Here is a 1,452-nt window from a genome sequence, read left to right as displayed (position 1 = left end):
GACAAGATAATTACAGCCACCATTTAAGCTGATTTATATGGGACAGCCCTGGGGGGGGGCTGGATGGAGATTTCTGGGACATCGAAATTATTTAGACTTCAACTCACTAAATGCTAAGTACTTCGCATTTTTGTTGTTTCAGATACTGTTACATTTGAAGCTCAAAATGATCTGGCTTTATTAACGTTAAAGGATACAGTTATGGAGTGGGCATTTACTTTGGAAGGACAACCTTCGAACGAAACAATTTTTGTAAGAGTTCCTGATGGCACTACTCCTCCGAATATTGGAGAGAAGGTCACTGCAGACGGAATGTTATCGGGAGTTTATTATGTTAAAGAAAGGGAGTTTATGGCTTCATTTCCAGATGAGAATGCTGGAAATTTAAAATTCGGTTGGACATTTGTGCTTAAATCTAAACCGTAAAGCTAAGACTGGGAGATCTTTTCCTGTTGGTTGCGAAGAGTGTTAACTATCGGAGTGGCAGGATATCCTTTTATCTTTAAGAGCTTGTACTCATCCTTCGGTGGCTTGCAGTAGTGTATCGTGCTGAGTTTAGTTGGGGAGGGGTATCAGTTTTTGCAAATTCGGATGTTACCCAAGGAAGGGATATGAGAGACTTTGTAGTTCAAAAATTTCATCATTTTGAAGAGAGTGATTTTATCCCAGGTGAAAGTCTGAAGGAGGCAATTACCATATTTTTTGCTTGGGCAGTGCCAGCTTTTCTGTTTGTCCTTTGGGTAAATAAATTTTATCCAGAAGTCGAATTTTATCATGCTGCAATTGGGGAGGGCATTGGCCCAAATCTTTGGAATGCGATCGGAGCCTTCGGCATGTTTTCATTCGCGGTGGCAGTTATGCTTCCCCAGTTTTCCACTCCCACTTTAGTTTCAAGGCAGATACTGTCAAACACATATGCAATTGGTTGTCTTACGTTCGGGCTATTGCTTGGTCAATGGTTCACACTTCTATCGACGGATAGCTTGATTTGGTGGCAACGTGGTCTATTTGGTATTACTTCCGGCTTCATACTGGTTGTAGTTTTCTTGCTTAACCTGTTTGTTTGGTATTTGAGTTTTTTGCTTAAAGATGATGCTGGCAAGAAATCGGTTTTTTTGAGAAGGATGGAGCAATTGTATTGGCTATTTAGAATACCATTAAGCTTATCCTTTGCGGCTTTAATGATTGTGATTTTTCTATCTGAAAGATGAGTTTCGATGTGCTTCGCCGTATTTGTCTGACTCATTTATCTCTAGCGCGATCTCTAACTGTCCTCTAGTTCGTAGCTCTATCTATTTCCTGATATGATTAGATGCTCACCTTGATTTGAGTGGTCTATGTAGTCTGGAGTGTTTAAATGGTACCGCTGTTTTTCTTGGCACGTTACTGGGGGGCACCCCAGGGCTGTCCCATATAAATCAGCTTAAATCGTGACTGTAATTATCTTGTCTA

The 1,452-nt window shown here is 40.6% G+C and carries 2 protein-coding genes; both read left to right on the top strand.

Annotated features, from left to right (window positions below; genetic code table 11):
* Positions 1-201 precede the first annotated feature (201 nt).
* On the top strand, positions 202-426 hold the full coding sequence (locus tag MO867_RS22020) for a hypothetical protein (protein WP_252473159.1): 225 nt from the start codon (positions 202-204) through the stop codon (positions 424-426).
* A gap of 185 nt (positions 427-611) precedes the next feature.
* Complete coding sequence (locus MO867_RS22015) at positions 612-1,211, top strand: hypothetical protein (RefSeq protein WP_252473158.1); 600 nt, start codon at positions 612-614, stop codon at positions 1,209-1,211.
* Positions 1,212-1,452: the final 241 nt, after the last annotated feature.

Source organism: Microbulbifer okhotskensis, assembly GCF_023895975.1.
Lineage (GTDB): Bacteria > Pseudomonadota > Gammaproteobacteria > Pseudomonadales > Cellvibrionaceae > Microbulbifer > Microbulbifer okhotskensis.
This window is presented reverse-complemented; position numbering and strand designations above follow the sequence as displayed.